General features: G+C 34.5%; 24 protein-coding genes and 3 tRNA genes. 16 read left to right on the forward strand and 11 right to left on the reverse strand.

What is annotated here, in order from left to right; genetic code table 11:
• Positions 1 to 12 precede the first annotated feature (12 nt).
• From BUR17_RS21015 to BUR17_RS13790, 12 genes are all read left to right on the forward strand, one after another.
• On the forward strand, positions 13 to 567 hold the full coding sequence (locus tag BUR17_RS21015) for a RagB/SusD family nutrient uptake outer membrane protein (RefSeq protein ID WP_228418737.1): 555 nt from the start codon (positions 13 to 15) through the stop codon (positions 565 to 567).
• Positions 471 to 1,505 carry a RagB/SusD family nutrient uptake outer membrane protein gene (locus tag BUR17_RS13740; RefSeq protein WP_228418740.1) on the forward strand — a complete coding sequence of 345 codons (1,035 nt, stop codon included), beginning with the start codon at positions 471 to 473 and terminating at the stop codon, positions 1,503 to 1,505. The genes BUR17_RS21015 and BUR17_RS13740 overlap by 97 nt, the downstream gene beginning before the upstream one ends.
• 120 nt (positions 1,506 to 1,625) lie before the next feature.
• Complete coding sequence (locus BUR17_RS13745; protein ID WP_074230922.1) at positions 1,626 to 2,045, forward strand: Fur family transcriptional regulator; 420 nt, start codon at positions 1,626 to 1,628, stop codon at positions 2,043 to 2,045.
• 44 nt (positions 2,046 to 2,089) lie between these two features.
• Positions 2,090 to 4,036 (forward strand): heavy metal translocating P-type ATPase, encoded by a 1,947-nt coding sequence (locus BUR17_RS13750; protein WP_084550634.1) that lies wholly within the window; start codon positions 2,090 to 2,092, stop codon positions 4,034 to 4,036.
• Positions 4,037 to 4,339: 303 nt separating this feature from the next.
• Positions 4,340 to 4,702: a hypothetical protein gene (locus tag BUR17_RS13755; RefSeq protein WP_074230923.1), complete on the forward strand. Its 363-nt coding sequence runs from the start codon at positions 4,340 to 4,342 to the stop codon at positions 4,700 to 4,702.
• 82 nt (positions 4,703 to 4,784) lie between these two features.
• Entirely contained in the window at positions 4,785 to 5,060 is a 276-nt protein-coding gene (locus BUR17_RS13760) for a YHS domain-containing protein (RefSeq protein WP_074230924.1), read from the forward strand.
• A complete protein-coding gene (locus tag BUR17_RS13765; protein ID WP_185116692.1) occupies positions 5,047 to 5,730 on the forward strand; it encodes an SCO family protein in 684 nt (227 codons plus the stop codon). Before BUR17_RS13760 ends, BUR17_RS13765 begins: the two co-directional genes overlap by 14 nt.
• 123 nt (positions 5,731 to 5,853) lie before the next feature.
• Positions 5,854 to 6,528 (forward strand): superoxide dismutase, encoded by a 675-nt coding sequence (locus BUR17_RS13770; RefSeq protein ID WP_074230925.1) that lies wholly within the window; start codon positions 5,854 to 5,856, stop codon positions 6,526 to 6,528.
• 4 nt (positions 6,529 to 6,532) lie between these two features.
• The gene (locus tag BUR17_RS13775; RefSeq protein WP_074230926.1) at positions 6,533 to 6,901 is read left to right on the forward strand and encodes a hypothetical protein; all 369 of its coding nucleotides are present in this window, start codon (positions 6,533 to 6,535) and stop codon (positions 6,899 to 6,901) included.
• Between the two features lie 447 nt (positions 6,902 to 7,348).
• Positions 7,349 to 8,176 carry an MbnP family protein gene (locus tag BUR17_RS13780; protein WP_074230927.1) on the forward strand — a complete coding sequence of 276 codons (828 nt, stop codon included), beginning with the start codon at positions 7,349 to 7,351 and terminating at the stop codon, positions 8,174 to 8,176.
• Positions 8,160 to 9,215, forward strand: coding sequence for a cytochrome-c peroxidase (locus BUR17_RS13785; protein ID WP_074230928.1), 1,056 nt, complete (start codon positions 8,160 to 8,162; stop codon positions 9,213 to 9,215). Before BUR17_RS13780 ends, BUR17_RS13785 begins: the two co-directional genes overlap by 17 nt.
• Before the next feature lie 12 nt (positions 9,216 to 9,227).
• A complete protein-coding gene (locus BUR17_RS13790; RefSeq protein WP_074230929.1) occupies positions 9,228 to 10,169 on the forward strand; it encodes a transporter in 942 nt (313 codons plus the stop codon).
• Positions 10,170 to 10,272: 103 nt separating this feature from the next.
• Here the strand turns inward: BUR17_RS13790 and BUR17_RS13795 are convergent, their stop codons facing one another.
• The 10 genes from BUR17_RS13795 to BUR17_RS13840 form a co-directional block, all read right to left on the reverse strand.
• A complete protein-coding gene (locus BUR17_RS13795) occupies positions 10,273 to 11,478 on the reverse strand; it encodes an MFS transporter (RefSeq protein WP_074230930.1) in 1,206 nt (401 codons plus the stop codon).
• 48 nt (positions 11,479 to 11,526) lie between these two features.
• Positions 11,527 to 12,183 carry a FadR/GntR family transcriptional regulator gene (locus BUR17_RS13800; protein WP_074230931.1) on the reverse strand — a complete coding sequence of 219 codons (657 nt, stop codon included), beginning with the start codon at positions 12,181 to 12,183 and terminating at the stop codon, positions 11,527 to 11,529.
• Positions 12,184 to 12,316: 133 nt separating this feature from the next.
• Positions 12,317 to 12,388, reverse strand: a tRNA-Glu gene (locus BUR17_RS13805).
• A gap of 97 nt (positions 12,389 to 12,485) precedes the next feature.
• A tRNA-Glu gene (locus BUR17_RS13810) sits at positions 12,486 to 12,557 on the reverse strand.
• Between the two features lie 10 nt (positions 12,558 to 12,567).
• Positions 12,568 to 12,822 (reverse strand): 30S ribosomal protein S20, encoded by a 255-nt coding sequence (gene rpsT / locus BUR17_RS13815; protein WP_048501176.1) that lies wholly within the window; start codon positions 12,820 to 12,822, stop codon positions 12,568 to 12,570.
• 77 nt (positions 12,823 to 12,899) lie between these two features.
• Positions 12,900 to 13,220 carry a hypothetical protein gene (locus BUR17_RS13820; protein WP_074230932.1) on the reverse strand — a complete coding sequence of 107 codons (321 nt, stop codon included), beginning with the start codon at positions 13,218 to 13,220 and terminating at the stop codon, positions 12,900 to 12,902.
• 203 nt (positions 13,221 to 13,423) lie between these two features.
• Positions 13,424 to 15,547, reverse strand: a complete 2,124-nt coding sequence (locus BUR17_RS13825) for a cation:proton antiporter (protein ID WP_074230933.1) — start codon at positions 15,545 to 15,547, stop codon at positions 13,424 to 13,426.
• 6 nt (positions 15,548 to 15,553) lie between these two features.
• Positions 15,554 to 16,117, reverse strand: coding sequence for a hypothetical protein (locus BUR17_RS13830; RefSeq protein WP_074230934.1), 564 nt, complete (start codon positions 16,115 to 16,117; stop codon positions 15,554 to 15,556).
• Between the two features lie 175 nt (positions 16,118 to 16,292).
• Positions 16,293 to 16,367, reverse strand: a tRNA-Glu gene (locus tag BUR17_RS13835).
• A 55-nt stretch (positions 16,368 to 16,422) separates the two neighbouring features.
• Entirely contained in the window at positions 16,423 to 17,715 is a 1,293-nt protein-coding gene (locus BUR17_RS13840) for an N-acetylmuramoyl-L-alanine amidase family protein (protein ID WP_074230935.1), read from the reverse strand.
• 52 nt (positions 17,716 to 17,767) lie between these two features.
• Between BUR17_RS13840 and BUR17_RS13845 the strand changes: the two genes are divergently transcribed.
• From BUR17_RS13845 to BUR17_RS13855, 3 genes are all read left to right on the forward strand, one after another.
• Entirely contained in the window at positions 17,768 to 20,356 is a 2,589-nt protein-coding gene (locus BUR17_RS13845) for a putative LPS assembly protein LptD (protein ID WP_074230936.1), read from the forward strand.
• 104 nt (positions 20,357 to 20,460) lie between these two features.
• Positions 20,461 to 20,841 (forward strand): RidA family protein, encoded by a 381-nt coding sequence (locus BUR17_RS13850; protein WP_074230937.1) that lies wholly within the window; start codon positions 20,461 to 20,463, stop codon positions 20,839 to 20,841.
• Entirely contained in the window at positions 20,841 to 21,293 is a 453-nt protein-coding gene (locus BUR17_RS13855) for a hypothetical protein (RefSeq protein ID WP_074230938.1), read from the forward strand. Before BUR17_RS13850 ends, BUR17_RS13855 begins: the two co-directional genes overlap by 1 nt.
• A gap of 70 nt (positions 21,294 to 21,363) precedes the next feature.
• On the opposite strand, the gene BUR17_RS13860 is transcribed toward BUR17_RS13855, so the two are convergent.
• Positions 21,364 to 22,893, reverse strand: a complete 1,530-nt coding sequence (locus BUR17_RS13860; RefSeq protein ID WP_074230939.1) for a trypsin-like peptidase domain-containing protein — start codon at positions 22,891 to 22,893, stop codon at positions 21,364 to 21,366.
• Positions 22,894 to 23,215: 322 nt separating this feature from the next.
• On the opposite strand from BUR17_RS13860, the gene trhO reads away from it, so the two are divergent.
• A complete protein-coding gene (trhO, locus tag BUR17_RS13865; protein ID WP_074230940.1) occupies positions 23,216 to 24,571 on the forward strand; it encodes an oxygen-dependent tRNA uridine(34) hydroxylase TrhO in 1,356 nt (451 codons plus the stop codon).
• Positions 24,572 to 24,747: the final 176 nt, after the last annotated feature.

The following is a 24,747-nucleotide window of genomic DNA, read 5'->3' on the forward strand; positions in this document are numbered from 1 at the left end:
AAAATCTTACATATGAAAAAATTAAAATATATATCTTTTGCTTTAATTGCTGCAGTTTCTCTGATAAGTTGTGAAAATGACCTTGAAACTGCCCCGACAAATCAGGCAGATGAAGCCGAAATTTTCAAGACTGCCGAAAGTGCAGAAACGGTGATCAACGGAACTTGGGCAAAATTTAATGATGATGGAACTACGTATGCCAATATTGGATATTCAACGGTTTTAAGAACCAGCGATGCAATGGGAAGCGATGTTGCTGTTTTGACCAATAAATATGGTTTTCCATCAGCGTATGCATTCACTGATCTGGTGAATAATACAGGAGGTAGATCGCTTTATATCTGGACCTCATTGTATTCTGTTATCAATAATATGAATAACGTGATCGCTAAAATTGATGCAGCAGAAGGAACCCAGGAAAAGAAAGATCAGGTGAAAGGTCAGGCGAAAGCTTTGCGTGCTTTCTGTTATTGGAATCTTGCAAGTTTTTATCAGTTCAGTTATTTAAAGATAAAAATGCACCAACGGCTCCAATTTATACAGAACCTGCAACGACCAATTCTGTAGGAAAGAAAAAAGCGAGTCTTGAAGAAATTTATAATTTAATCAAAAGCGATTTAACTGATGCCAACCAATTGCTTCAAAATTATTCTAGAAATAACAAAGATAAAATTGATCGTTCTGTAGTTAATGGGCTTTTAGCAAGAGTATATCTGAATACAGGGGAGTGGACGAAAGCTGCGGCTTCTGCACAAATTGCCAAAGCAGGATTTCCGCTGATGAATACGGAGAAATACAAAGAAGGTTTCAATGATATTACCAACGGAGAATGGATCTGGGGACATGCACAAACTCAGGAACAGTCTGGTGAAAGCTATGCATTCCACTATTTAGATGTTTCATCTTCGGGAAGTTATTATTACAGTTTTATGGCAGATCCTTATTTTAAAGATTTGTTTGATACGAATGATATCCGTTCTTCTTTATTTTCTTGGGATGGATTACCGGGAAGAGAAGGGCTTTTGAGATATGCTAAATTTAAGTTTAAAGCTAATTTAATTGCCGATATAGTTTTCATGAGAGCCGCTGAAATGTATTTAATTGAAGCCGAAGCCGAAGCAAGAAGCGGAAATGTTACGAATGCAATCACTGTTTTAAACCAACTAAAAACAGCAAGAAAAGCCAATGTTTATACAGGTTCACTTGCTCAAAATGATGTCATTAAAGAAGTTTTGATTGAAAGAAGAAAAGAACTTTTCGGAGAAGGTTTTTCTCTTTCAGACATCATCAGAACACAAGGGAAAGTGGAAAGAAAAGCTTATGTAAACTCAAGTGGACAACCAATTCCGGTGCAAATCACAACGCCAAATGGTACGATGAAAACGGTTAATGGAAGAGGACATTCTGTTTTTGCATTTCCTGATCAGTCGGCTTTTGCGCCCAATAGCAGATATTATTTGTTTTCAATTCCGCAGAAAGAAATTGAGAACAATCCAAATTTATAGTTTTGATTTTATTTTGGAGTCTTTGTAGAAATGCAAAGGCTCTTTTTTTTGATTTAAAACATTAAAATATATTCTAAAAAGCTAACTTTGAAAGGCTTTTACCAATGAAAGCTCAATATTATGAAACAAAAAATCGAAAATAAACTCATCGACAAAAATACCAAACCTACAAGCATGAGGATCTTGGTGTACGATTTTTTAAGTTCACAAGAAACAGCTTTGTCTTTGTCCGAGATCGAAAATTATTTTGAAAATGCAGATCGAACCACAATTTACAGAACATTAAAAACCTTCGAAGAAAAAGGAATTGTTCACAGCATTCAGGAAAATTCGACCACGAAATATAAATTGTGTCATGATGATTGCAACGAAAAAACGCATAAAGATTGGCATTTGCATTTCTACTGCAAGATCTGTAAACAAACGACCTGCAAAGAAGATATTTCTTTCCCCGAAAGCATGAAAACCAATTTTAGAATTGATGAAATAAGGCTTTTTGCCAAAGGTATTTGCGAAAACTGTCTAGAAAGTTTGCAATAGTATTGCATTCGCGTTCACTCTATATTTGTTTAAAATTATTTGTTATGGAAGAATGTTGCACTACAAAACCTAAAAAAGAGCACAACCACGAAGGTCACGACCATGATCATTCTCATGAGGTTCAAGATAAATCAACGCTTCAGCTTTTCTTGCCGGCAATTATATCATTTGTTTTGCTTTTAATCGGAATTACGTTTGATAATTTCATTGAAAACAATTGGTTTAATGGTTGGGTGCGTCTCGTTTGGTATTTGATAGCTTACATCCCTGTTGGAATTCCTGTTTTAAAAGAAGCTTATGAAAGTATTATTAAAGGCGATGTTTTCTCAGAATTTTTCCTGATGGGAATTGCTACAATCGGTGCTTTTGCGATTGGAGAATATCCTGAAGGTGTTGCTGTGATGCTGTTTTATTCGGTGGGTGAAGTTTTTCAGGCAATGGCAGTTACCAAAGCTAAAACCAATATTAAATCTCTTCTGGATCAGCGTCCTGATGAAGTGACCGTTTTAGAAAATGGAACTCCCAAAGTAATAAAAGCTGAAAAAGCGAATATTGGAGATATTATTCAATTAAGATCTGGCGAAAAACTGGGATTAGATGGAGAATTACTTTCTGAAAAAGCTTCTTTCAATACCTCCGCTCTTACCGGAGAAAGCAAACCTGATACAAAATCGAAAGGCGAAATGGTTTTAGCAGGAATGATTAATTTAAATACAGTCAGTCAGGTAAAAGTGACGACTGCTTATAAAGATAGTAAGCTGAGTAAAATTTTAGAAATGGTTCAGAATGCGACCTCTCAAAAAGCTCCAACAGAATTATTCATCAGAAAATTTGCTAAAGTTTATACTCCTATTGTTGTATTTCTGGCGATTGGAATTACTTTTTTACCTTACTTTTTCGTTGAAGATTATCAGTTTAAAAGTTGGCTGTACCGAGCATTGATTTTCTTAGTGATCTCTTGTCCTTGTGCATTGGTGATTTCCATTCCGTTGGGTTATTTTGGCGGAATTGGTGCAGGTAGCAAAAATGGGATTTTGTTTAAAGGAAGTAATTTTCTGGATGTTTTGGCGAATGTTCAAAACGTTGTGATGGATAAAACTGGAACGATGACTGAAGGTGTTTTCAAAGTTCAGGAAGTAAATTTTGGGAACGAATTTAATAAAGATGAAATTTTAAAACTGGTCAATGCGCTTGAAAGTCAGAGTACACATCCTGTAGCAACAGCTATTCATCAGTTTGTGGGCGAGATCGATCATTCTATTCAATTAGAAAATGTAGAAGAAATTGCCGGTCATGGTTTAAAAGCAACGATTACAGGTAAAGAATTGCTGGTTGGAAATTTTAAGCTGATGGATAAATTCAATATCAACTACGATTTGAAAACTGAAAGCATTGTTTATACTTTAATTGCCATAGCGTATGATAAAAAGTTTGTTGGATATCTTACCATCGCAGATTCCATCAAAGAAGATGCTCAGTTAACGATCAATAAATTAAAAGCACTGAATGTAAAAACGACGATGTTGAGCGGCGATAAAACTTCTGTTGTACAATTTGTAGCCAATGAATTGGGAATTGAAAATGCTTTCGGAGACTTACTTCCCGAAGATAAAGTAAATAAAGTCAAAGAACTGAAAGCGAAAGATCAAACCGTTGCTTTTGTTGGTGATGGAGTAAATGATGCACCCGTTGTTGCTTTAAGCGATGTCGGAATTGCGATGGGCGGTTTGGGAAGTGATGCAACCATTGAAACTGCCGATGTCGTGATCCAGGATGATAAACCGAGTAAAATCCCAATGGCTATCAATATCGGTAAGCAAACTAAAAAGATAGTTTGGCAAAATATAATTTTAGCATTTGCTGTGAAAGCTATTGTTTTAGTTTTAGGAGCAGGAGGTTTAGCAACGATGTGGGAAGCTGTTTTTGCTGATGTGGGAGTTGCGTTATTAGCGATTTTAAATGCGGTAAGAATTCAGAGAATGAAGTTTTAATAATGTTGGAAGACGGGAGCTTGATGTTGGAAGTTTTACAAATAAACTACAAAAATTTCTAATAATTTTTATCAATAGGGGTGGACTTTAGTCCGCCCTTAAAAATATCAATTCCATTGGCTTTAGCCAAAATTTATCTCACGCAGATTTTGGAGATAGAGCAGATAAAAAAAATCAATGCAGACATTTGCGAAAATTCGTGCAATCTGTGGGGAAATAAAAACCTCCATCTTACCTGACTTTCATCATAAATTAATGCAGAAACAAATTTTGTACACTATATTTGTACTAAAGATTTGATACTTGAAGTTTTTCTTATCCTTTTTCATCGTATTTACCATTGCAATTCGTCCCGTTTTGCCAATGTTAAATTATGCGATCAACTACGATTACATTGTGAAAAACCTTTGTGAGAACAGAAAAGTTGTAGAATCTGATTGTAAAGGAAAGTGTTTTGTAAAAAAAGAATTAGCAAAAACCGAAAAGGAATCTAATAATGCTCAAAATATTAAGATTGCAGGATTAGATGTTTTTTTATCTCATGAAATTCTGTCTTTTTCAAATATCAGTAAAGCTGATTTAAAATCAGAAAAGCCTAATTCAAATCATATTCAGTTACATTCTTCAGAATATTTTTCACGAATATTCCATCCTCCTTTAGTTTAATTTGTTTGACCTGAAACTTTAGTTTTGATCTTTATCAAGGCTTATATTCATATTAATTAAACTTAATTTTAAATTCTATTTAATGAAATCTAAAGTTATCTTAACAGCATTATTGTCTGTTTCATTATTCGCCTGTGCACAGGAAACACCTAAAGTAAAGCATAAAAAGAAAAATACAACTACAAAAACTACTGCTCAAAAAGTAAAATTTGCCAATGCTATCGATCCTATTTGTGAGATGAAAACGGAAGACGATATGAAAGATACGGTAGTTTACAAAGGAAAAACGTACGGTTTTTGCAGTAGCTACTGTAAGGATGAGTTTAAAAAAAATCCTGAGAAGTATGTCCAAAAATAAAAAGACCGAGAGCAGCGCAAAAAAGAAGATCATTATTCCGATTGCGGTTATTGCATTGTTGTTTTTGGGAATTGGAGTTGGGATGAGCTATTTTAAAAGCAGTCTTTACACGGTGATGAAAGTTCCGGATTTTGAACTGACGGATCAGAACAGTAAAAAAATTACCAACAAAGAGATGCTCGGAAAAGTATATTTAGTTGAATTTTTCTTCAGCAAATGTCCTACAATTTGTCCGGTGATGAATACCAATATGAGATTTATTGAAGATGAGATCAACAATCCCGATTTTGGAATAATCTCAATAAGCATCGACCCTGAAAATGATACTCCCGAATTATTAAAACAACATGCGCAAAAGATCGGAGCAAAATCTCCAAACTGGCATTTTCTGACAGGTGACCGAACTTACATCGGAGATCTTGCAGATAAATTTGATATCTACGTCGGAGATAAAGAAGATGAAAGCGAAAATCTCAATCACAGCGGAATGATCGCTTTAGTTGATAAAGAAGGAAATATCCGTTGCAGATACAACAAAGAAAATATGCCGATCCTCTATTATTCAGGATTGAATTATGAAGATGCCGATGGAAAAATCCCTAAATTGAATGGGAAATTTCATCCCGACAGGGAAATTTTAATTGAGGATATCAAGAAATTGTTGAAATAAGGCAGGAAGTTTGAAGTTAGATACTGGAAGTTTTAACGGCACCGAAAAAAGACATCCATCTTCCATCACCCCGCTTCCAGCCCAGATTAAAAAATAAATGTTAAACCATATAAACAAAAAGTTATGAAGATTTTTAAAATCGCTGCACTAAGTGCGGTTTTTGCGGCGCAGTTTGCGTTTGCACAGTTTAAGCAGACGCCTTTACCGTACGCATACAATGCATTGGAAGGTAATATTGATGCGCAAACTATGGAAATTCACTATTCAAAACACGCAGCCGCTTATGTTGCCAATTTAAATAAAGCAATTGCCGGAACTCCACAGGAAAAGCAAACTTTATTTGAAATTCTTTCAAAAGCGGGAACTTTACCAATGGCTGTAAGAAATAATGCGGGAGGTCACTACAACCACGAGTTGTTCTGGACGGTTCTTACACCTCAAAAAGACACAAAACCATCTGCAAAATTAACAAAAGCAATCACCGATGCTTTCGGAAGTATGGATGCTTTTAAAGAAAAAATGAGTAAAGCTGGAGCGGACCGTTTCGGTTCGGGTTGGGCATGGCTTTCTGTTGATAAAAGCGGAAAATTATTCGTTTCTTCAACGCCAAACCAAGACAATCCTTTGATGGATGTTGTGGAAGAAAAAGGTACTCCGATCTTCGGGATTGATGTTTGGGAGCATGCTTATTATTTAAAATATCAGAACAAAAGAGCTGATTATTTAACTGCGATCTGGAACGTGACTAACTGGAAAGAAATCAGCAGAAGATATGACGAAGCGTTAAGCAAAAAATAATCTTTTGAATTTAATTTGCAGCATATTTCTCACCTTTTTCACGGTTTTCAGGCCTCTGATTCCGTTGGTGGAGTATGCTGTAAATTATCAATACATCAGCGAAGAACTCTGCGTCAACAGGAAAAATGTTACGCTCAACTGTAATGGTAAATGTTATCTTGCTAAAGAATTATCAAAAACAACCGATACCGATTCTTCACCTTTACACAAAACAAAAAATTCAGGGCAGAAATTACTCGACATCTACGTCCTTCCTGAAATTATAGCCGTCAATTCCACAGAAAAGTCAATCTTTTCTACAACCAATTTTCTTTACAAAATAGGCTACTCGTTTCTGTTTTTAAAACACATTTTCAGACCGCCGGTTTCTTAGTTTTCCTTTTTATTATTTTGGGCGATTCCCTTTCCATGGCTTTTCCAGCTGCTTGGGTCGGGCTGTCCGCTCATATCTTTTTTTAGATTCTTCCTGGCGTCGGGATCAAAAAAAAGGATAACCGCTTCCATCCCTATCGCGATGGGGCATCTCAATATAATTTGAGTTCAGGTTAAATAATGAATATCAATAGTTAGTTATTTAACGCAAAGAATTATTAAAATAATTTTGATTTAAGTAGGCAAAGAAAAATCAATAAATTGATTGATAAAGCTCTTGCTCACGCTTCGCGATGCAAATTTATTTGCCTTTGCTTTCTAAAATATAAAGTTTAAATACAAGAATCTTTGCGTAAAAAAATCTTTTCAAACTTTAAAGATTACAAACTGTTGTCAATATTTATTAACCTGAATTAAGCTAACATATCTATCACTAAAAAATCAAAAAATGAAAATTTATAAATTTTTATCATTATTCTTTATTGCCTTTACATTTTTCACTTTTACGTCATGTAGAAACAGCGATGAAGAAGATTTATCACCAGAAACAAAAGGAAAACTTCAGCTCAAATTCGAAAACGGATTCAATAATTTAGGAGATATTGTTCTCAATCAAACGACTCAAACCTCTTCAAACGGACAAAAACATCAGTTTTCAACTTTAAAATATGTTATCAGCAACATCAGTTTAATCGATGAAAACGGAAACGAATTCAAATACAACGAAAATAACCCTGATAAAGGCGCTTTCATCATCAATCAGGAAAAAGCAGTTGCTGGAATTGTCTATGTAGATTTAGATGATGTTCCGAAAAACAATTATAAAAAAATAAAATTCGGATTAGGAATCAGTCAGAATGCTTATCTGCTCGGACAAAACGGACAGGCAGAATTTTGGGAAAAAGCTAAAAAAGAAAGTCTTACCTGGTCTTGGGCTGCAGGATATATTTTCGTGAAATTAGAAGGAAAATACGGAACAGGTTCTTCCAATACAGAATTTATGAATCACACCGGAAACATGGGAAATGTAGCCGCAAACAATACTCCGGATTTATATCGTGAAGTAATTTTAGATCTTCCCACAACAGCAAGAGTTTCTGCAAGTATAAAACCTTCGATTCATATTTTGGCAGATCTTAATCAATATTTAAGCGGAGAAACAGCAATAAGTCTTTCCACAACAAATGATATGGCGATGGGTTCTAATCAGCATTTAGTAAATGTGACGAATAATTTAACCAAAATGTTTAAAGTAGACCATGTTCACAATGATTAAGCAGATCTTTAAAATTGGACTGGTCTTCATTACTTTTCTGAATTTCATCTCGTGTTCTGAAGAAGTTATTCAACCTTTAGAAAAAGATGAAGCCGTTCATCTTCAGTTTCCTTCTTATTTTCCGGAAATGACTTTCGATCCAGCAGAAAATCCTATCACAAAAAATGGAGTGGAGTTGGGAAGAAAATTATTTTATGAAGGCAGACTTTCCAGAAACAATACGATTTCATGCGGTTTCTGTCATATTCAGGAAAATGCGTTTACGCACCACGGTCACACGGTAAGTCACGGAATTGATGACAGACTCGGAATCAGAAATGCACCACCAATCCAAAATATGGCGTTTTTGAAACGATATATGTGGGACGGTGTAATTCATAATTTAAATCAACAACCTATCATTCCGATGACAGATGTAAACGAAATGGATAGTTCGATGCCTGAAGCAATTGCAAAACTCAGCAAAGATGAGGTGTATAAAAGGCTTTTCAAGCAAGCTTATGGTGATGAAAGTATTACGGGAGAAAGAGTTTTGAAAGCATTGTCTCAGTTTATGGCTACTTTAATTTCTGCTGATTCACAATATGACCGTTTCAAGCAGGGAAAAGAAAAGTTAAACTCTGAAGAATCTCAAGGAATGGCTTTGTTTCAGCAAAAATGTGCATCGTGTCACAGTGGAGAATTATTTACCGATGAAAGCTTCAGAAATACCGGAATGTATTACAATACACAGTTCAAAGATGCAGGACGATATCGGGTAACGCTTGACCAAAATGACTGGATGAAATTCAGAGTTCCGAGTTTGAGAAATGTAGAATATACTTCGCCTTACATGCACGACGGAAGATTTTATACTTTGGAAGCGGTACTCAATTTCTATTCAGATAATGTAGAAGATAATCCAAATCTTGACCCGCAATTGAAACAGAACAATGATGTAGGAATTGCCATGAACGCTCAGGAAAAGCAATTCATTATTGCTTTTCTAAAGACTTTGTCCGACAAAAGTTTTATTTCTAATCCAAAATTTGCGGAATAAATTTCACCTAAAATGAAGAAGATATTTTTAATCTTAAGTCTGGTTTTATTTAATTTAAATCAGGCTAAAACAATCAATGACAGTTTATATATTCCAAACGATGTGAATGAAATTTTATTTAATGAATGTGATGCTTGCGGATGTGCTGCCGGAAACGGCTCTTCCGGTTTTGAGTCGCTCTTAAATCCTCAGTTTATTGGAATTAAATATTTTGCTCAACATTATAAAGCAAAAGAAAATTTATTTGTCAATGATTTAACGCAAGACCAGTACTTTAATACGATTCAGATTTGGGCTAAAGTTCCTTTAACTCAAAAATTGAGTGTTTATGCAAGTTTACCGTTTCATTTTCATGAAAAAAAAACTTTGCAGGGTGATATTAATATCAATAGGATCGGTGACTTTAATCTGATGGGAATTTATAAACTGATCAATTCAAAAGATAATACGCATGAGTTGAATGGTGGAGTAGGAGTAAAAGTTCCGCTCGGAAAATTTGATGAAAAAGGAGCTTCGGGAGTTAATCCAAGTTTTCAGTTGGGAACCGGAAGTTGGGATTATCAGGCTGTTTTGAATTACAGATTTCAAAAAAATAAAGTGGCTGTTCTTCTCAATACCGATTATACCATAAAAACTGAGAATAAGAAACACTACCAGTTTGGCAATCAATGGAATTATTCAGCCACCGGATTTTATCAAATTTTTAGAAATGAGAAAACCGTTATCTCTGGAAAATCCGGTTTTCAGGGGGAAGTTTATGACAGAAACCGTCAGTACAAAGAAAATCTTCCGAAAACTGCAGGAAGTGCTTTGTATGGAAAAATGGGTTTTGAAGCTTCCTTTAAAAAGTTGAGTCTGGGAACAGAATTAATGCTTCCTACTTACACCAATTTGGCAGGAGGAGATATTGAAGCGAAATCCAGATTCAGTGTTTTCATCAATTTTGGGATTTAAATAAAAATAGAACTTTAGGAAAAACCATTTTTATAAATGATCTTTAAACCTAAAATTCTATTCGTTTTTAATTTTTATGTAGTCCTCATCAGCTTTGGTGAGGCTATTTTTTATGTCCTTTTATATTGGGTAAAAAAGCAGTGATGATCCCCATTAAAGGTAAGAATGCGCAAATTTTAAATACAAATTCTATACTGGTGTCATCTGCAACAGCGCCTAATATTGCAGAACCAATTCCGCCCATTCCAAACATGAAACCGAAGAATAATCCGGCAACCAATCCGATTTTGTTAGGCATAAGGTCTGTGGCGTAAACTAATATTGCGGAAAATGCTGAAGCGATTATTAATCCTATTAAAACTGCAAAGATGATCGTCCAGAATAATGAAAGATAAGGAAGGCAAAGCGTAAATGGCGCGGCTCCCAAAATAGAAGCCCAAATGATTTTTTTTCTGCCATATTTATCTCCCAATTTTCCCCCTAAAATTGTTCCTACAGCAACTGCCGCTAAAAATATGAACAAATAAAGTTGAGAATCTTGTACCGAAACATGGAATTTATCAATTAAAAAGAAAGTGAAATAATTCGTCATCGAAGCTAGGTAAATGTACTTTGAAAAAATCAGAGCCAATAAAATAGATACAGAAAACAAGATCTTTTTGCGGGAAAGCTGTATCTCAATAATATCACTTGGGTGTTTAGCAGATCTTTTTAATGATAGTCTTTCAGCATACCAGTTTCCTATCCTCCATAATACAATGATTCCGATGAAAGCTGCGATCGCAAACAATCCTACATAGCCTTGTCCCAAAGGAAGAATAATTAAAGCGACCAAAAGTGGTCCGATGGCACTTCCCGAATTTCCGCCTACTTGAAATATCGATTGAGCCAATCCTTTTTGTCCACCCGATGCCAATTGCGCAACTCTTGAAGCTTCTGGATGAAAGATAGAAGATCCCATTCCGATCAATGCGACAGAAATTAAAATAACATAATATTCGTGAGCAGCTGCTAGCAAAAGTAACCCAGCCATTGATAATGCCATTCCGATCGCTAAAGACCTGGGATTTGGTTTTTTATCAGTATAAATTCCAACAAAAGGCTGCAAAATAGATGCGGTGAGTTGAAATACCAAAGTGATTATTCCAATTTGTGAAAAAGATAAGCTGAATTCTCCTTTCAAAATAGGATACAATGAAGGAATCGTAGATTGGATCAGATCATTCAAAAAATGTGAAAAACTGATCATAAAGAGGATAGGATAAACAATTTTTGTGGTGTCAATTGTTTTGGTAGTAATATTTTCCATGTTATTATTTTATTCATCATATCATCTGATGAATTTTGTTAAATTTTTTTAATAGATCTGATCTACTATTTTTTGAGCAATGATAGCAGCTTTCTCAGCATCTCCGTTTTCAATAGACAAATAAAGGTCGATATGTATTTTCTGAGAAATTTTAAAAGACTCCGTATTGTTGTGATGTCTTGTTTCGAAAGAACTCATAATATGCTTCGTTGCTATTTTGTAGATTTCTTTTAAAAGATCATTTCCGCAAGCTTCTGCAATGGCTAAATGGAAATTTATGTCCGCCTGATAACATTCTGTCGCAAGATTTTGTTCTGCAAATTGATTTCTGAGATTCAGATAATTTTTAATTGCTTCTAAATCTTTCTCAGTTCGGTTAATCGCTGCTTTTGCTGCAATTTTCGAATCAAGCAATGAACGTACTTCCTGTACTTCCTCAATCTGAGCTTTATTCATTTGAGATTCTAAAGATTCGTGAGCATTTTTAGAAATTACAAATGTTCCTACGCCTTGCTGTACATTAAGAATTCCCTGAATAGATAAGATCTTTATCGCCTCACGAATACTAGAGCGGCCCACGCCGTAGATCTTCATCAGCTCAGGCTCAATTGGCAGTTTTTCGCCAATAACATATTCATCGTTGGATATTCCTTCGATTAATCTTTCCGCTACTTCCTGTGCTAAAGTTTTTCTTTGAATCTGCATTATAAAAACATCATATCATCTGATGAATTGCAAAAGTATAACTTTTAGAGATAAATAAGCAAACTTTATTGATGATTTTTAACAGTGTTTTATCAACGAAAAAAGAGATTTCAAAATTTGAAATCTCTTTTTGTAGCCCGTAGGGGAATCGAACCCCTCTTACCAGAATGAAAATCTGAGGTCCTAACCGATAGACGAACGGGCCATCTACCAAACTGTAAATAAATTTACAGGGTTAGTTTTTTGTTTTTATAAGTTTCAACTCTTATTTTAATTACCCGGTTAGTAGTAATTAAGTTTAGTAGCCCGTAGGGGAATCGAACCCCTCTTACCAGAATGAAAATCTGAGGTCCTAACCGATAGACGAACGGGCCAACTATATAATTACGCTAATTTATTAACGTGCTTAGTTAATTTACTTTTCAAGTTAGCTGCCTTATTCTTGTGAATAATGTTTTTCTTAGCTAATTTGTCTAACAAAGCGATAACTTTTGGCAATTGCTCAGTAGCCGCTGCTTTGTTTTCTTCGTTTCTTAAAACTTTTAGAGCTGTTCTAGCAGTCTTGTGATAGTATCTGTTACGAACTTTTCTAACTTCGTTTTGTCTTATTCTTTTAAGTGCTGATTTATGATTAGCCATATCGTTTAAATGTGAGTGCAAATTTATAGACTTTTTTGTTACCCACCAAATTTATTTTTAATTATTTTAAAATATTTTTAGTTTTCTTCTGAAAGGTACTTTTTAAGCTTGTCTAAGGCCTGTTGTACTTTAATATTTTCAGTTTCTTTTCCTAATTTATTGATGATGTTTTCCAACATAATCATTGCATTATTCCATTCTCCGGTAGAGTTGGAAAAAGTAAGTCCGTCGATGGTTACTTCAAAAATACTTTTTTCTCCGCTCTTGTAGAGTTTGAAACTAATTTTATCATCCTTGCCTGTAATCCCTTCCGTACTAGTTTTTAAATCATACCCTTTCGGGTTAGAGCGAATCTTATTAAAAAGCTGTTGCGCTTCTTGAATTTTTAAATTCGGCATGATGTAAAATTTGGTAGTCTTGTGAGGCCTGTGTTTATTTACTCATTTTAGAGTAAAGTTTACCAGTTTTTATCCTGTCGACTGATTTCTCAGTCTCTAAACTTTTGCAAAAGTAATGTTTTTCGCATTTTAAACAAAATCAAATTTAATTTTGAATGAAAATTTACTGATGTTTAGTTTTACGTACTTGTTTTTCAGCATGTTTATCTGAAAACTTTATTTACAATATTTCCTATTTCCATAAAATCACTGTGATTTCCTACAGATCTTTTTTCAAAATCAGCATTTTCAAATTCCGAAAAAGGGAAGATTAGTAGATAATTTTTATCATTCAAATATTTGTTGAGAAGCTCGGGAATCAATCGCATTTGTGGAATGTAAGACTTCATTCCTCTTTTTGCCATAAAGATAATAAGAGCTTCATTATCTTTAAGTTGAGTGGCTGTTTGCTCACCGTCTTTCCAGGTGTTCATAACGATGAATTCGGCTTCAATATTGGCTTTTTTAATAATTCTTTGCAAAATATTCAAAATCTCTTCTGAAGCATAAAACGTCACCGTTGCCCCAGAATTTCTTGCAATATTCCAAACTCTCAACAAAGCATGAAAAAATCCGGCTTCTTTATGTGCATTTTCCGGAATCATTACCGCATGGTTTGTTATGGTAGCCAAAGGCTGAATTGCATGATAAACCAAGACATTCAAATCATCACGCTGTAAATATCCGTTGTAAAGATTATCGGTGAAAGAAGGCGAAAAACCTTTGCTGTCTTCTAATCCTATAATAAGATCGGTGATGTTTTGCTCTTTAATTACGTTGTTTACACCATTAATAACATCATTATCATATCTTTTTAGAGGCTGTATTTTCACATCTGCCGCTGCTGCCATATCGGTTGCCTGATGTAAAAGTTTCTCTGCATTTTTTACAGAAGATTCATTTTTATCTTCATTAATTACATTTAAAGCAAATAAATTTTCTGTATTCGAATGAGCTTTAATTAAAATTCCAAGATTCACCATTCTTTCAACAGTCGATTCGTGATTTAATGCTAAAAGAATATTTTCCTGTTCGTGACTGTTTCCGGAAACGGTTTCCTCATTATCCTGTTCTGCAATCTTCTGAGCACTCGACATAGAGATGAATGATGAAATGGTACACGAAATAAGAATTAATAAAATACTTCCGTTAAGAACATGTTCGTTTAATAATCTAATCGGTTCTCCGGTTTCTGTTTCCGAAATTATAATATTGTAACCTACCATCACAGTAGCTAAAGTTGCTGCTGCAGAGGCTGAGCTAAGACCAAATACGAGTCTGCCTTCTTCTTTGGTAAACCGAAATGTTTTTTGTGCAATAACAGCAGAAATATATTTTCCGCCGATAGATGCTACAAGCATAATTGAAGCAACTTTTATTGTTTCAAAACTGTTGAAAAAAACTTTAAAGTCAATCAACATTCCCACACTTATCAGAAAGAAAGGAATGAATATCGCATTTCCTACAAATTCTACCCTGTTCATTAAAGAAGAGGTGTGCGGAATGAGCCTGTTTAAAGCTAAACCTGCAAAAAATGCTCCTATTATTGCTTCAACTCCTGCTAGTTCTGCCAAAACTGCAGCAAAATATATCATCACCAATACAAAAATATACTGAGAGATTTTATCATTAATTTTTTTAAAAAACCAACGTCCTATCAAAGGAAAAAGCATAAGAACAGCCAAACTGAAAGCCAGAAAAGAGATGGATAGTTTCACCCAAAAAGAAATACCCATATCGCCTTGTACCAAACCTACAACTATAGCTAAAACCAATAATGTGGCAACATCAGTAATCATAGTTCCTCCTACAGTAATATTGACAGCTTGATTTTTAGCAATTCCAAGCTTACTGATTAAAGGGTAGGTAATTAAAGTTTGTGAAGAGAACAGACTTGCAAACAGCACAGAAGTGAGCATAGAAAAACCGAGAATGTAAAACGCTCCGAAATATCCTAAAATAAAAGGAAAAATAAATGCGTAACCTCCGTAACCTAAACTTTTCCATTTGTTTTTCTTAAAATCTCCCATATCGATTTCAAGACCGGCAAGAAACATAATATAGAGCAGTCCGGTTGTTCCGGTCACTACGATGCTGCTGTCTCTCACTAAAACATTAAATCCGTTCGGTCCGATTACTGCACCTGCAATAATCAACCCCAACAAATGAGGAACTTTAATTTTATTGAGTAAAAGCGGTGCGGCAAGAATGATGATGAGCACCAAAAGAAACTTCAATACCGGATCTTCAATGGGAAGACTGAGGTTGTGTATACTTAATAGAGTCATCTGTGTTTATTTTGTTGAACGTATTAATTCTACAGAGAATTTTGCCACACAATTGTCAACTGCAACGGTTCTTGTTCCTCTGATTTTGTTTGATGAAATCTCATTCAGTAAGACATTCATATTTACCTGTTTTTTTGCAGTAGAATCTGTTTTAAAATTAAGCTTGATTTCGTTATTCTCAAATTTTCCTGAATATAATCTTACCAGATTATTGTTATTGATGATTTTGGTAAATAACTGTATTGAATCGCTATCGAATTCCCAGGTGTCGGTACGCTGATCTCCTACAACATAATCTCCGCAGTTAGATTCTGTGCAGATTACTTTGCCTGTCCAAGTTCCGGAAATTTCATCAGACCATTTGACAATTTTTATTGAATCTGAATTTGTATGGTTGAAAATACTGTCTCTCATTTTTAACAGAGATTGGTATTCGGCTTCTTTTTGTGCAAATAATTTTTCTTTATTCAGTAATTCCGTTTCTCTCAAGGCTAAATCGTTTGCTTTGTCTTTATTATCGCAACTGAAAAGCAGAAATAAGAAGGAAATTAAGAGTATTGAATTTTTCATAAAAATAAGTTGTAGCCTAAATATACAAAAAAATTACAGATAGATTCGGGCTTTACTTCTGGAAACTATGGATTCAAAAGATAAAAATTAATACAGAAGATCTCCTCTGAGCTTTTTATACTTTGAAAAGTTTTAGAAAAACGCATAAAAAAAGCTCTCTGAAATAGAGAGCTTTTGGTAGTCTATAGGAGAATCGAACTCCTGTTGCAAGGATGAAAACCTTGAGTCCTGACCACTAGACGAATAGACCAAATTTTGAGGTTGCAAAAGTATAAATAAACTTTTAAACTTCAAAATTATAGAGTTTATTTAAAATTCTTCTGAATAACGGTATTTTTTATTCCTTTGGCTTCCAGTTCTTTTTGAAGTTTTACTGCATCTTCCAGGGTGTAAACTTTTCCGTAAGTGTAGTAGAACATTCCGTTAGATTTGTTTCTTTCTACATCTTTTAAGGTTTGAAGGATGAAAGAATTTGAGCTTAATTTATCTTTTCCTACATACACTTCAATATTATAATAACCGATGCTCAGTTTTTGGTTTGGCATAAATCCTACCGCATAAGAATTTCTGAATCCGGCATCTTTAGCTGTTTTAAGATTAATGTCTTTTACAGATGCCATATTGGTTACACCATAATAGTATTTATACAATCCGTTTTCTTTGATCGGAAGAATGTAATTCAATCCTTTTAATTCCGGATCTCCATCGTTGTATTTTACAGGCATTGTCATCAGTAAAATTCTGAAGTCATTTTTCAATGCAACTTCTGCCGGTTTTTCTGGCTCAGGTTTTTTGGTAATGACTTGCGCTCCTGTTTTTCTGTCAACTGCTTTTTTATAGTCAATAATTGCTTTATAAATATTTTCTGCTGTTTCCTGCTGTCCATTTTCAGAATTTAAGAATGCGGCATCTTCATAATTATTTACAAATCCTGTTTCAATAAGAATAGAAGGCATCGCACTTCTTCTTAAGATATGTAGGTTTTCCTGTTTTACACCACGCGAAAAACGGCCGCTTTTTTCAAAGTTTCCTTCTACAAAGCTTCCTACAATTAAGCTGTTTTCAAGATATTTACTTTGCTGTAATTTTAAGGCAATCAAAGATTCGGGTGAAGATGCATCATAAGAGGCAAAAGTCTCTTTATCTTTTTCATCAAGGTAAATTACGCTGTTTTCTTGCTTCGCTACTTCAAGATTTTCTCTGTTTTGAGCCGGCCCCTGTACGAAAGTTTCGGTTCCTCTTGCTGTGGCAGAACGACTTGGTGAAGAATTAACGTGTACAGAAATAAATAAATCTGCCCTGCTTCGGTTGGCGGTATTGGTTCTGTCTGTTAAAGAAGGGTACTCGTCTATTTTTCGGGTATAGATAACTTTAAATTCTTTGTTTTTCTCAAGCATTGCTCCTAATTTCAGAACAATTGCTAACGTAACATGCTTCTCCTGAACAAGACCCAGATCGGGATAATTTCTGTTAGCTCCGTTATCGCTTCCTCCGTGTCCTGCATCCAAAACTACAGTGAATTTTTTTTGAGCAAAAGTAAAAGAGGTAAAGAATATCAGTAGAAATGCTAAAATTGTTTTAAAATTTAGTTGGTACATCATACAGTTATAAAAATTATATTAATTTTGAGCCAAATTATACAGAACAAAATTGGACAAAACCGTCTTCAAAAATATATTACAATTTTTAATTATCCTAATTTTTAACAGTTTTTTAGCACAGGAAGGTCCTAAAAAAGTAGTTAAAGCTACGATAATTAATGATACTATTTCCAAAAAGGATACCATTGCTGCACCCAAAGAATCTCTAGATGCTGTGGTAGATTATAAAGCCGATGATATTCGTAGAGATGTTCCGAAAAAAATGATTTATCTGAATAAAAATGCTCAGGTAAAATATCAGGATATGCAGATCGATGCAGATTATATCTCAATTGATGAAGAAAGAAACTTAATTTTTGCCCGTGGAAAGCTTGATTCTTTAGGGAAAGTATTTGAACTTGCGCAGGTAAATCAGGCTGGGAAAAAATATGAAGTAGAAAGCTTTAATTATAATACGAAAACTAGAGAAGCTATTGCCTATAACGCAAGAACAGAGGAAAGTGAAGGTTTAATTGTTGCGGATAAAACTAAAAAGTACAACGATTCTGTTTTTGTAATGCGACATGCAGAATTTACGACCGATAGTTACTACATTGATAAAAAAGATACAAGACCCGATTATCACCTTTTGGCATCTTATATTAAAATGCAGAAAGGGAAAGAGAGTTCAACCTTAATTGTAGGTCCTGCACAAATGTACATCGAAGATGTTCCGACACCTTTGATTTTACCGTTTGCTATTTTACCTTTTTCAAGTAAAAGATCTGCAGGAATTTTGATTCCAAGTTTTGGGGAAAGAGAAGATGTAGGTTTTTTCCTAAATGGAATAGGGTATTATCAGCCGATTGGTGAACATTTCGATTTAAAAGTTCTTGCAGATATTTATACAAAAGGAAGCTGGACGATAAGGCCAGAAATGAATTATCTTAAAAAATATAGATATTCAGGGAATTTCGCGGCAGATATCGGAAGTACCGTCCGCGGAATTAAAGGTCTTGATAATTACAGCAAAACAGGAACATACAGAATTGCTTGGAGACATACTCAAGATACAAAAGCGAATCCTTTCCTTACATTTTCTGCATCCGTAGATGTTACAAGCCAAACGTTTTACAACAACACGGTGAACAACAACTATATTATGGATCAGAGTGTTTTGAGAACCCAGCAAAACTCTACATTGACGCTTACCAAAAGGTTTTTGAAACTTCCGGCTACGATTACAGGAACGGCTTCTTATTCTCAGAATTTTGCTACCGGATTGGCAGATTTACGTTTGCCACAAATGAACGTAGCGATCAATCAGTTTTATTTATTTAAATCTAAAACCGGGGTAAGATCTGGTTTGCTTGAAAATATTACAGTAAATACAGGTTTGAATTTATCAAACTTTGTAAGTACAGAAGAAGGAGAATTATTTACCGATGCAATGTGGGATAAAATGCAGACCGGTTTGAAAAATAACATCGCATTAGGAACCAACACGACTTTTGCAAAGTATTTTACTTTCAGTTTAGGAGCTACAATTGATAATGCTTTAACAACAAAAACGCTTACCAAATATTACGATCCAATACAAAATATAGAGGTTGACCAGATCAACAAACAAATTGCGGGATACAGTATTTTTTCTACCACAGCAAGTGTGCAGACTCAATTATACGGGCAGGCAAATTTCAAGAAAGGGTCTGCAATACAGGCAATAAGACATATGATGACACCAAGTATTGGTTTCACTTATTCTCCTGATTTTGGTGGTGAACAGTTTGGGTATTTTAAGAATTTCTATAATGCAAATGGTGCTTTAACGCCTTATTCTATTTTTGATAAAGGAATTGTGGGATCACCAACAACAGGGATGACGGGAGCTTTAAACTATAACATCGGTAACAATATCGAAATGAAGGTAAGATCTAAGAGTGATTCTACCGGAGTGAAAAAAATGAAGATTTTCGAATCTTTAAATGTAAGCGGAAATTATAATTTTGCTGCAAAAAGTCATCCTTGGTCAATTATTTCTGTGAACGGACAATCTTCTTTCTTTGATAATAAACTAAGCGTAAATACAAGTTTAACGATTGAACCGTATAAGATTCTATTTGCTCCGGGATCAGATACCGGAATCAGAACGGAAGATTTTGGATCTTTTAGCGTACAAGGTTTCAACGTGCAGCTTTCTTATCCTTTAAGCAACGAACTGTTTGGTGAGAAAAAAGATTACGCCAAAACTTATTCGCAAAAAGGGGAAATCAGAAATGAAAATTATTTCTTTGATGATGATAATTATGCCCATTTTGATCAGGCGTGGACGTTAAATGTGAATGCCAATTACCAATATTCAAGAAACTTAACGAGAACAGCTACCAAAATGGCTTCTATTGGTTTAGACGGAAGCGTGAAGCTTACTCCTTACTGGAATATTAATGGTAGTACACACTACGATATGGTGACCAAAGAATTGGCGTATACAAGAATTGGTTTCTCGAGAGATCAGCGTAGTTTTACGATTAATTTTAACTGGGTTCCTTTTGGGCAGTATAAAGTTTATGATTTCTTTATCGGTATTAAAGCAAATATATTAAGCGATGCATTGAAGTATAAAGACAGAAGTTTTACTCAGCCTAATGCACCTTTCTAAAGTCATACTGATTTTACAATATAAATTTTATCTTTGCACCCAAAATAAACTATATTCAAGTCGTAAATGATTTGGTATGATTTTTAAAGTAAATAAATCTATATATGAAAACAATCATCAACACAGTTAATGCTCCTGCAGCTATTGGTCCTTATTCTCAGGCAAATCTTGCCAACGGAGTTTTGTATATCTCTGGTCAGATTCCTGTAGATCCTGCAACGGGTAAACTGGTAGAAGGAATTGAAAAGGAAACACATCAGGTAATGAAAAACCTTGAAGCGATTCTTACAGAAGCAGGAATGACGTTTAAAAATGTAGTTAAAGCAACAATCTTCCTTAAAAGTATGGATGATTTTGCGGTGATGAATGATATTTATGCATCATATCTTGATGCTGAAAGCTTTCCGGCTCGTGAAACTGTACAGGTTTCTTGTTTGCCAAAGAATGTTGATATCGAAATTTCTATGATTGCACATCAGGATTAATGAATTTTTTAAGAAATACATTTGCAGTTTTGGTAGGTCTTGTGATTGCAGGGCTTATTATCACTCTTGGTATAAGGGCTTTTCCAAAGTGGGTTACCTTTGATGCATTTGCTCCGTTTGAGCATTGGCAGAGATTTTTAGAAAGCATGAAAGATAATGATGCCTTCTTCGGCTTTCTGCTTTTTATTTCAGGATTAGGAACTACCGTGGGAGGAGTTGTTACGGCAATGATTGTAAAATATGCAAAAGTAGCTTATGCAATTCTTATTGGTTTCATCATGCTTTTTATAGCAATGCTTGATGTAATCATTCTTCCTTATCATCCTACATTTTATAAAATTTCTATTTTTCTGGTCTTTTTTCCATTTGCTTGGATGGGAGGTAAGATCGTAGAGATAATTTATGAAAGAAATAAAAAGAAAAGAATTGCTGAAAAAATGAATAAAAAGTAATTTTTTAAAACATAAAAAAACGCTGCAGATTTTAAAATCTACAGCGTTTTTTGTTTATTATTTGTTTCTACTAAGGCATTTTAAATCCTCTTTGATAGCCTCTTCCGTAATCATCCATATATTTTATCTGGCCTGTTCCGGTGAATTTATTTAATAAGTTTTCTACATCTTTCTGAGAATTTACAGGCTTCCCGTTAATTTCAGTAATGATATAACCGTCTACTATACCTGCCTTAGCGATTTCGCTTCCTTCTACTACATTTTTAGCAACAACTCCGTTGCTTAATCCATAGTAAGCTTTCGTTCTGTCATCCAGGCTTTGGAAATCTGCACCAATTTTTTCGGTGACGCTCAAATCAGCTTTCGTTCTTGCAGAAGTTCCGCCTTTTTGATCTTTTAAAGTAACTGTAGAGGTAGTCTCTTTTCCGTTTCTTGAGTAAGTTACCTGTACTTTATCACCTGGTCTTTTGCTTCCGATGGCAACAGAAAGATCTGCAAAATCTGTAATGTTGGCTCCGTCAATTTTGGTAATGATGTCTCCAACTTTCATTCCCGCTTCTTGTGCACCACTATTATCAGGAAGTCCTGTAATATAAACTCCAGAACCTGGTTTTATATTGGTTTTCTTTTCTTGATTGTAGTAAGCAACTTGTTGGTCATTAGATAAATCTAAAGAGTTTACACCTAAGAAACCTCTCTGTACAATCCCAAATTTCTTAATATCCTCAATGATCTTTCTTGCCAAATTCGCAGGAACAGCAAAGCCGTAGCCTTGATAATATCCGTTTGTAGATGAAATCGCTGAGTTAATTCCAATCAAATCTCCATTTACATTTACCAATGCTCCTCCTGAGTTTCCAGGGTTAATGGCAGCATCGGTTTGTATAAAGCTTTCAATTGGGTTGGTTGCTTTTCCTTGTCCGCCCAAAATTCCTATTCCTCTTCCTTTTGCAGAAATAATTCCTGCTGTAACAGTAGAGTTTAATCCAAGAGGGTTACCTACAGCTAAAACCCATTGTCCGACTTCAACGTTATCGGAATTCGCAAAGTTTAAGAATGGCAATCCTTTTTCTTCGATTTTCAGTAATGAAATGTCAGTGTTTGGATCAGTTCCTACCAAAGTTGCGATATAAGATTTTTTATTGCTTAAAACAACTTCAAGCTTATTGGCTCCTGCTACAACGTGGTTGTTTGAAATAATATATCCATCTGGAGAAATGATTACTCCAGATCCTAAACCTGAAGGCATATTTTCTGGCGCTTGCTGTTGCTGTCTCTGTCTTTGTTGGCCTTTTCCTCCAAAAGGATCGCCGAAAAAGAAATCAAACAAATCCTGCTCAGAAGCTCTGCTTGATGCCCTGTTCTGATAATTTTTAATAGTTACAACAGCCGGAACTGTCATTTTAGATGCTTTTACAAAATCATCACCTACAGTTGCGGTATTCATTCCTACAAACGAAGCGTTGGTAGATTTTGTAAAATAAGATTGGTCACCGTTGTTAGAATCGTGACTTAGATATTGTTGCACGCCAACGGTAGTAGCTCCTGAGAGAACCCCTACAACGGCAAATGGTAAAAGTTTTTTAAAAGTACTCTTCATTGTATGTCTTCTTTGTTTGATTGTTATTTTATCTTACACAAATTTAATGCTAAATATGTATGTAAATAATCTTAAGTGTTTCACTTTTAACTAAAATTTAACGAGAATTATACCATTTTATAGTTTATGTAATAATTATCGTATGAGTTTAACACTGCTTAAAAAATTATTAAAGACAAAATGTCATCTATTAGATTGTAAAATCAGTCAAAAAGTTAAATGGTAATTAGAGTCATAAGAAGGTGCTTTATGTCATATCAATCAAATTTGAAAAATTAACTATCTTTGCAAAAATAATTTTCTCACTTAAACCGTTTATAGCATGCAACTGTATAACACCTTAAGCGCAGAAGAAAGAGCTCAACTTATTGATGAAGCTGGTAAGCAACGCCTTACTTTGTCTTTCTATGCGTATGCCAAAATTGAAAATCCCAAAAAATTTCGCGACGATTTATTTATAGCCTGGAATGCACTTGATGCATTAGGACGTATCTATGTTGCCCATGAAGGAATTAATGCTCAAATGAGTATTCCTGCAGATCATTTGGAAGATTTTCGAAATACGCTGGAAGTCTATGATTTCATGCAAGGAATTCGTCTTAATGTTGCAGTAGAACAAGACAATCATTCTTTCTTGAAATTAACGATTAAGGTAAGACATAAAATTGTTGCCGATGGTTTGAATGATGATACTTTTGATGTAACCAATAAAGGAGTTCACTTAAAAGCACAGGAGTTTAATAACTTATTGGAAGATCCTAATACAATTGTAGTAGATTTTAGAAATCATTACGAAAGTGAAGTAGGCCATTTTGAAGGTGCAATAACTCCGGATGTGGAAAACTTCAGAGAAAGTTTACCAATTATCAACGAACAATTACAAGATTTTAAAGAAGATAAAAATCTTTTGATGTATTGTACGGGCGGAATTCGTTGTGAAAAAGCAAGTGCTTATTTCAAACATCAAGGTTTTAAAAATGTTTTCCAATTAGAAGGTGGAATTATTGAATATACCCGTCAAATCAAAGAAGAAAATATTGAGAGCAAATTTATTGGAAAAAACTTTGTATTTGATCATCGTTTAGGTGAAAGAATTACCGACGATATTATTTCTCAGTGTCACCAATGCGGAAAACCGTGTGATAATCACACTAACTGTGCTAATGATGCTTGTCATTTGTTGTTTATTCAGTGTGATGACTGTAAAACGGCGATGGAAAACTGTTGTTCTACAGAATGTTTAGAAATAACACACTTGCCGGTTGAAGAGCAAGTAGCCTTAAGAAAAGGATTGCAGGTTGGAAATAAAGTGTTCAGAAAAGGAAAATCTGATGCTTTGACCTTTAAAAATTCAGGAGATTTACCAAATAAACCTTTAGCAAAAGTTGATTCTAAAAATATTAGACAGAAAATTGCAATCAAAAAAACATTGATTGGGAAAGCTGAACATTATTATACAAAATCAAAGATTGCACAGTTTTTAATTGAAAATAATGAAGTTTCAGTTGGAGACAAAGTTTTAATCTCTGGTCCGACTACAGGAGAACAGGAAATTGCAATTACTGAAATATTTGTTGATGGAAGTTCTTGCGAAACAGCAAAAGCAGGTGATCAAGTTACTTTTGAACTTCCGTTCAGAGTTCGTTTGTCAGATAAAATATATAAAATTTTAGGATAGTCAATCCTCAGATTTATGATGATATAAAGGTTGCGCTCCGTAGGAGCGCAACCTTTTTTTGTTCAATTAAATGTCGTTAGAAAACTCCAGAGGAGTTTTATCTGTGTAGAAACATAGTGTGAGAAAATTTGCGCTCCGTAGGAGCGCTATCTCTAAAATGATTTTGTATAACACTA

It is taken from the genome of Chryseobacterium scophthalmum, assembly GCF_900143185.1.
Lineage (GTDB): Bacteria > Bacteroidota > Bacteroidia > Flavobacteriales > Weeksellaceae > Chryseobacterium > Chryseobacterium scophthalmum.

Coding starts and splice junctions, on each gene's coding strand:
- BUR17_RS21015 (WP_228418737.1), top strand. CDS start 13: ATGAAAAAATTAAAATATATATCTTTTGCTTTAATTGCTGCAGTTTCT.
- BUR17_RS13745 (WP_074230922.1), top strand. CDS start 1,626: ATGAAACAAAAAATCGAAAATAAACTCATCGACAAAAATACCAAACCT.
- BUR17_RS13750 (WP_084550634.1), top strand. CDS start 2,090: ATGGAAGAATGTTGCACTACAAAACCTAAAAAAGAGCACAACCACGAA.
- BUR17_RS13760 (WP_074230924.1), top strand. CDS start 4,785: ATGAAATCTAAAGTTATCTTAACAGCATTATTGTCTGTTTCATTATTC.
- BUR17_RS13765 (WP_185116692.1), top strand. CDS start 5,047: ATGTCCAAAAATAAAAAGACCGAGAGCAGCGCAAAAAAGAAGATCATT.
- BUR17_RS13770 (WP_074230925.1), top strand. CDS start 5,854: ATGAAGATTTTTAAAATCGCTGCACTAAGTGCGGTTTTTGCGGCGCAG.
- BUR17_RS13780 (WP_074230927.1), top strand. CDS start 7,349: ATGAAAATTTATAAATTTTTATCATTATTCTTTATTGCCTTTACATTT.
- BUR17_RS13785 (WP_074230928.1), top strand. CDS start 8,160: ATGTTCACAATGATTAAGCAGATCTTTAAAATTGGACTGGTCTTCATT.
- BUR17_RS13790 (WP_074230929.1), top strand. CDS start 9,228: ATGAAGAAGATATTTTTAATCTTAAGTCTGGTTTTATTTAATTTAAAT.
- BUR17_RS13795 (WP_074230930.1), bottom strand. CDS start 11,478: ATGGAAAATATTACTACCAAAACAATTGACACCACAAAAATTGTTTAT.
- BUR17_RS13800 (WP_074230931.1), bottom strand. CDS start 12,183: ATGCAGATTCAAAGAAAAACTTTAGCACAGGAAGTAGCGGAAAGATTA.
- rpsT (WP_048501176.1), bottom strand. CDS start 12,822: ATGGCTAATCATAAATCAGCACTTAAAAGAATAAGACAAAACGAAGTT.
- BUR17_RS13820 (WP_074230932.1), bottom strand. CDS start 13,220: ATGCCGAATTTAAAAATTCAAGAAGCGCAACAGCTTTTTAATAAGATT.
- BUR17_RS13825 (WP_074230933.1), bottom strand. CDS start 15,547: ATGACTCTATTAAGTATACACAACCTCAGTCTTCCCATTGAAGATCCG.
- BUR17_RS13830 (WP_074230934.1), bottom strand. CDS start 16,117: ATGAAAAATTCAATACTCTTAATTTCCTTCTTATTTCTGCTTTTCAGT.
- BUR17_RS13840 (WP_074230935.1), bottom strand. CDS start 17,715: ATGTACCAACTAAATTTTAAAACAATTTTAGCATTTCTACTGATATTC.
- BUR17_RS13850 (WP_074230937.1), top strand. CDS start 20,461: ATGAAAACAATCATCAACACAGTTAATGCTCCTGCAGCTATTGGTCCT.
- BUR17_RS13855 (WP_074230938.1), top strand. CDS start 20,841: ATGAATTTTTTAAGAAATACATTTGCAGTTTTGGTAGGTCTTGTGATT.
- BUR17_RS13860 (WP_074230939.1), bottom strand. CDS start 22,893: ATGAAGAGTACTTTTAAAAAACTTTTACCATTTGCCGTTGTAGGGGTT.
- trhO (WP_074230940.1), top strand. CDS start 23,216: ATGCAACTGTATAACACCTTAAGCGCAGAAGAAAGAGCTCAACTTATT.